General features: G+C 73.8%; 5 protein-coding genes. 3 read left to right on the top strand and 2 right to left on the bottom strand.

The annotated features are described in order from the left end of the window. The 3 genes from ACWEVO_RS27830 to ACWEVO_RS27820 form a co-directional block, all read left to right on the top strand. A partial coding sequence (locus ACWEVO_RS27830; RefSeq protein WP_452310453.1) for a S8 family serine peptidase occupies positions 1-1,605 on the top strand: 1,605 nt, incomplete at its 5' end. Between the two features lie 78 nt (positions 1,606-1,683). After that, the gene (locus ACWEVO_RS27825) at positions 1,684-2,613 is read left to right on the top strand and encodes a GNAT family N-acetyltransferase (RefSeq protein ID WP_452310452.1); all 930 of its coding nucleotides are present in this window, start codon (positions 1,684-1,686) and stop codon (positions 2,611-2,613) included. A gap of 65 nt (positions 2,614-2,678) precedes the next feature. Further along, positions 2,679-2,921, top strand: coding sequence for a hypothetical protein (locus tag ACWEVO_RS27820; RefSeq protein ID WP_452310451.1), 243 nt, complete (start codon positions 2,679-2,681; stop codon positions 2,919-2,921). Positions 2,922-2,989: 68 nt separating this feature from the next. Here ACWEVO_RS27820 and groL read toward each other — a convergent pair whose 3' ends face one another. Both groL and ACWEVO_RS27810 read right to left on the bottom strand, forming a co-directional pair. Then, complete coding sequence (gene groL, locus ACWEVO_RS27815; RefSeq protein ID WP_452310450.1) at positions 2,990-4,612, bottom strand: chaperonin GroEL; 1,623 nt, start codon at positions 4,610-4,612, stop codon at positions 2,990-2,992. A 271-nt stretch (positions 4,613-4,883) separates the two neighbouring features. Further along, on the bottom strand, positions 4,884-5,976 hold a 1,093-nt coding region (locus ACWEVO_RS27810; RefSeq protein WP_452310449.1), incomplete at its 5' end, for a hypothetical protein.

Here is a 5,976-nt window from a genome sequence, read left to right as displayed (position 1 = left end):
CGGCCGGCCGGGCGCGCCCCGGTCCGTTGGCTGGTCGGTCTCGGGCTGCTCGGGCCGCTGGCGTTCACCGACCCGGAGGAGCTCACCCTCCTGCTGGCGACCAGCCGCGACGTGCCGTACTGGGCAGCGGTCGCGACCGGCGTGGCGCTCGCCGTCGCGGTGCTGTTCGCCGTCGGGTACGGCGTGCTGCTGGCCCGTCGCCGTGCCCGCGCGCCCCGGCGCGGGGTGGCCGGGCTGGTCGCGGCCGGCCTGCTCGCCGCCGTCGCGGTGGTGTACGCCGTCCCCGGCCAGCCCGGCCTGTACGGGGACCGGCTGCTGGTGGTGCTCCGGGAGCAGGCCGACCTGAGCGGGATCCCGGCCGGAACGCCCGGGCGGGCCGGGCGGGACGCCCGGGCGGCCGAGGTCTACCGGCGGCTGGTGGCGACCGCCGACCGGACGCAGGGCGACCTGCGTCGCGAGCTGACCCGGCTGCGCCTGCACCCGACGCCGTATTACCTGGTCAACGCCATCGAGACGGACGGCGGGCCGGAGGTGCGGGCCTGGCTGTCCGGCCGGCCGGAGGTGGCCCGGGTGCTGGTCAGCCAGCGGCTGCGCCCGCTGCCGGCGGCACCGCCCCCGGCCCGGGGCAACCAGCCGGCGCCGGCCGGCCCGGCCTGGAACGTCTCGCTGATCGGCGCGGACCGGGTCTGGTCCGAGCTGGGCGTCACCGGCGCGGGCGTGGTGGTGGGCAGCTCGGACTCCGGAGTGGACGGCCGGCATCCGGCGCTGGCCGCCGGCTTCCGGGGCGGCGCCGACTCCTGGTACGACCCCTGGGCGCACACCCGGACGCCGGGCGACCGGGGCGGGCACGGCACCCACACGGTGGGCAGCGCGGTGGGCCGCAACGGCATCGGGGTGGCGCCCGGGGCGCAGTGGGTCGGCTGCGTCAACCTGGAGCGCAACCTGGGCAGCCCGGCCCACTACCTGGACTGCCTGCAGTTCATGCTGGCGCCGTTCCCGGTCGGCGGGAACCCGTTCACCGACGGCCGGCCGCAGCGGGCGCCGGACATCCTCACCAACTCGTGGGGCTGCCCGCCGATCGAGGGCTGCGACCCGGGGGCGCTGCGGCCGGCGACCGCCGCGCTGGCCGCGGCCGGGATCCTCGTGGTGGCCGCCGCGGGAAACACCGGCCCGTACTGCAGCTCGGTGGCCGACCCGCCGGCGCCGTACCCGGACGTGCTGACGGTCGGTGCGGTGGACCGGTCGCGGCAGCTCACCCGCTTCTCCAGCCGGGGCCCGGCGGCCGGGGGCCTGGCCAAGCCGGACCTGGTCGCGCCCGGGGCGGGGGTGCCGTCCGCGTTCCCCGGCGGCGGTTACGCCACCCTGGACGGCACCTCGATGGCGACGCCGCAGGTCGCGGGGGTGGTGGCGCTCATGTGGTCGGCCAACCCGGCGCTCGTCGGCGACCTGGCCCGGACCCGGCGCATCCTGCTCGACACCGCCACCCCGGCAGGCGTCCCCCCGGCCGCGAACCGCTGCGGCGGCGACCGGGACCTGGTGGGCGCGGGGCTGGTTGACGCGTACGCGGCGGTGCGGGCCGCAGTGCAAGCAGGGGCCCCCTCTTAACGCCTCAGGTAGAGCAGGGGCCCCTTTTAACCGGTGGACCCTGTAAACAAACCTGCCTGTTGAGTAGGGTCGGCGACCATGGACGCGGAGATCATCGAGCTGGGCCCGGACCGCCTGCCCGCGGTCGTCGACCTCTGCCGACGGGCCCTCGACCTGCCGGAGGACGCCGCCGAGGCGCCGGCGATCGTGGACACCCTGGCCGCCCGGGCGGCGGCCGACCGGCCGGTGCTGCGGCTCGGCGCGGTACGCGCCGGCGCGCTGATCGGGGTGCTGGTCGGCTCGGTCTCCGGGCGGGATTCCCGGCTGGGGCACGTCGACCTGCTGGCGGTGGCCCCGGCGGAGCGGCGGCAGGGCATCGGGCGGGCCCTGCTGGCCGAGGCGGAACGGCGGCTCGCCGGGCTCGGCGCGACCGAACTGCTGCTGGCCGGGAATCCGCCGTACTACGCCTGGCCGGGCATCGACGTGCGGTACACCCCGGCGGTATGCGCGGCGCTGCGCCTCGGCTACCGGCAGGACCGTACCGCCTGGAACATGACGGCGGACCTGGCGACGGGGTCACCGGCGCTGCGCTCGACGGAGACGGCGGAGCGCCGGCTCGCCGAGAACGGGGTCACGGTACGCCGGGCCGAGCCGGCGGACCTGCCGGCGCTGGCCGAGTTCGCCCGGGGCACCTTCGGCGGGACGTGGGACGGCGAGCTGGCCGGCTCGGTGGGCCGCCCGGAAGCGGGCGCGCACCTGGCCGAACGGGACGGTCAGGTGCTGGGCTTCGCCGCGTACGGCTCGTCCCGGCCGAGCTGGTTCGGTCCGATGGGGACGGCCCCGGCGGCCGAGGGTACGGGGATCGGCGGGGTGCTGCTGCGCCGCTGCCTGCGCGACCAGGCGGCGGCCGGGATCGGCGCGGCGCAGATCGGCTGGGTGGGTCCGGTGCCGTTCTACTCGGGCGCGGCGGGCGCTCGGATCGAGCGGGTGTTTTTCCTGTTCCGCAAGGCACTTAACGGACATAAGTAACGTAACGCCGTTCCGCCTCACCGGTCATCGACCGCCGCCTACCGTCGGTCGTAGAGGAGGCAGCCATGACCATGGAAGAGGAACGGACCGACGAGCCGGCGATGAGCTGGCGCCCGGTCGACGAACTCCCCGGGCAACTGCCGTTCGACCGGCTCGACTACGGGGACGCCGAGCAGCTCGCGGAGATGACCGGCGGCGGGGAACCGCCCGTCGAGGAGCCACGGCAACCGGTGGACGAGCCGATCCGGATCCCACCGCCGTACGACCGGGCGCACACGCGGCGCAACCAGCGGCGACTGCCGACGTGACAGACATGCGGAAGGGGGCGGACCGCTGACGCGGCCCGCCCCCTTCCGGCGTACTGGTGGAGCTGGACTCAGAAGTCCATGTCCCCGCCACCCGGGCCAGCCGGGGCGGCCGGGGTCTTCTCCGGCTTGTCCGCCACGACGGCCTCGGTGGTGAGGAACAGCGCGGCGATCGACGAGGCGTTCTGCAGCGCGGAACGGGTCACCTTGGCCGGGTCGAGGATGCCCGCGGCCATCAGGTCGACGTACTCGCCGTTGGCGGCGTTGAGGCCGTGACCCGGGTCGAGGTTGCGGACGTGCTCGACGACGACGCCACCCTCGAGGCCGGCGTTGACGGCGATCTGCCGCAGCGGAGCGTCCAGCGCGATCTTGACGATCTGCGCGCCGGTCGCCTCGTCGCCGGTCAGGTCCAGCTTGTCGAAGGCGGTCTTGCCGGCCTGCACCAGCGCGACGCCACCACCCGGGACGATGCCCTCCTCGACGGCGGCCTTCGCGTTGCGGACGGCGTCCTCGATGCGGTGCTTGCGCTCCTTGAGCTCGACCTCGGTGGCCGCGCCGACCTTGATCACCGCAACACCGCCGGCCAGCTTGGCCAGGCGCTCCTGCAGCTTCTCGCGGTCGTAGTCGGAGTCGCTCTTGTCGATCTCGGCCCGGATCTGGTTGACCCGGCCCTGGATCTGCTCGGCGTCGCCGGCACCGTCGACGATGGTGGTCTCGTCCTTGGTCACCACGACCTTGCGGGCGCGGCCCAGCATGTCGAGGCCGACGGCGTCGAGCTTGAGGCCGACCTCCTCGCTGATGACCTGGCCACCGGTGAGGATGGCGATGTCGGTCAGCATGGCCTTGCGGCGGTCACCGAAGCCCGGCGCCTTCACGGCGACCGACTTGAAGGTGCCGCGGACCTTGTTGACCACCAGGGTCGCCAGGGCCTCGCCCTCGAGGTCCTCGGCGATGATCAGCAGCGGCTTGCCCGACTGCATGACCTTCTCCAGGATCGGGAGCAGGTCCTTCACCGAGGAGATCTTGCTGTTGGCGATCAGGATGTACGGGTCGTCGAAGACGGCCTCCATACGCTCCGGGTCGGTCATGAAGTACGCGGAGATGTAGCCCTTGTCGAAGCGCATACCCTCGGTGAGCTCGAGCTCCAGGCCGAAGGTGTTGCTCTCCTCGACGGTGATGACGCCTTCCTTGCCGACCTTGTCCATCGCCTCGGCGATGATCTCGCCGACGCTGGTGTCACCGGCCGAGATGGAGGCGGTGGAAGCGATCTGCTCCTTGGTCTCCACGTCCTTGGCGAGCTTGAGCAGCTCCTCCGAGACGCTGGCCACGGCGGCCTCGATGCCCCGCTTCAGGGCCATCGGGTTGGCGCCGGCGGCCACGTTGCGCAGGCCCTCGCGAACCAGGGCCTGGGCCAGGACGGTCGCCGTCGTCGTGCCGTCACCGGCCACGTCGTCGGTCTTCTTGGCGACCTCCTTGACCAGCTCGGCGCCGATCTTCTCGTACGGGTCCTCGAGCTCGATCTCCTTGGCGATGCTCACACCATCGTTGGTGATGGTGGGGGCGCCCCACTTCTTCTCGAGCACGACGTTGCGGCCCTTGGGGCCGAGGGTCACCTTCACGGCGTCAGCGAGCTGGTTCATGCCCCGCTCGAGGCCGCGGCGCGCCTCTTCGTCGAACGCGATCATCTTGGCCATACGGCGTTGTCCTCCTGGACACTCACGGGCCACCCGGGATCCCGGATGGGCCGCCTGGTGTAGGCACCTTGGGGACGTCGCCACCTGGCGACGACGACGTCTCCTCGGTCGGGCCGGACAGCCCGCGACGACCGGCCCGTGCCGCTCCGGCGCCATCGAGACGCCGCCGCGGCCGTGGCCCTACCGCCCCGACCATTGGCACTCACCGCATGCGAGTGCCAATGACTTGTTTAGCACTCTCCCTAGCCGAGTGCAAGCACGATGCCGCCGCTCAGCCGAGTTCCGCGGCCAGTCGGGCGACGTTCACCGGCTCGTACTGGGCGCGCTGCTCGGCGTACGCGACGACCAGCCCGACGAGCTGGAACAGGTAGGCCGGGGTGGCCAGCACGGCGCTCAGCACGGCCACCAGGACCGCGCCCGTCGCGGTGCCCGGCGCGCTCATCGGGTCCGCCCCGAACACGAGCTTGCTGACCGCCTCCAGCACGCCGTTGACGACGGCCACCACGACCAGCGCCGCCACCACCAGCGCGACCCGGCCCAGCACCATGCCGAACCGCTTGTGCAGCATCCCGAACGAGCGGCCGATCGGATCCTGCCGTTCGAAGAGGTAGACCGGGCCGAACAGGGCGACCGCGAAGAGCACGTAGACGCCCGGCAGGAAGCAGGCGCAGAACCCGACCATGAGCAGCAGCGAGGCGAGGATGGTCCAGCCCCACAGGCCGATGGCCCGGCGCCAGCCGTACCGGAAGGCGGCGCCGACAGTGACCGGCTCGCCGGTCGCCTGCCGGGTGACCAGCCAGGTGCCGGCGGCCCAGCCCGCGGCCTGGAGCGGGCCGAAGACCAGAGCGGCGAGCAGCACCGCGCCGTAGAAGACGAGGACGTCCCGGAGGTACCCCTCCGGCAGGGCGGGGTTGCCCGCCGCTCCCGTGACCGGCTGGCTCGCGGGGGCGAGGCCGACGGAGAGGATCGCGATCACCGCAGCCGGCACGGTCTGGGTGAGCAGCATGATCGGCAGCAGCTGACGCCAGCCACGGCGGAGCGCGCCGGAGCACCGGGCGAACCAGCCGCCGATCCCCGCGTGCGGGGGCGTCACCAGCGGGTCGTTCGGATCGATCCCGGGATACCAGCCGTAGGGCTGCCCGGGCAGCGGCGGCTGGCCGGGATACGCCCCACCGGGCAGCGGCGGCGGACCGGGGTACGCCCCACCGGGCAGCGGCGGCGAACCGGGGTACGCGCCACCGGGCAGCGGCGGCTGGCCGGGGTACGTCCCGCCGGGCACCGGACCGGGCGGGGTCGGCCAGGACCAGCCGTGCTGGCCGGCCGGGTCGGTCGGGGCGTACGGCGGGGTCGAGGTGGTGGCCGAG

The sequence above is a fragment of the Micromonospora sp. NPDC003776 genome (assembly GCF_053605645.1).
The sequence above is the reverse complement of the archived record's forward strand: the minus strand, read 5'-3'. Positions and strand labels throughout refer to the sequence as shown.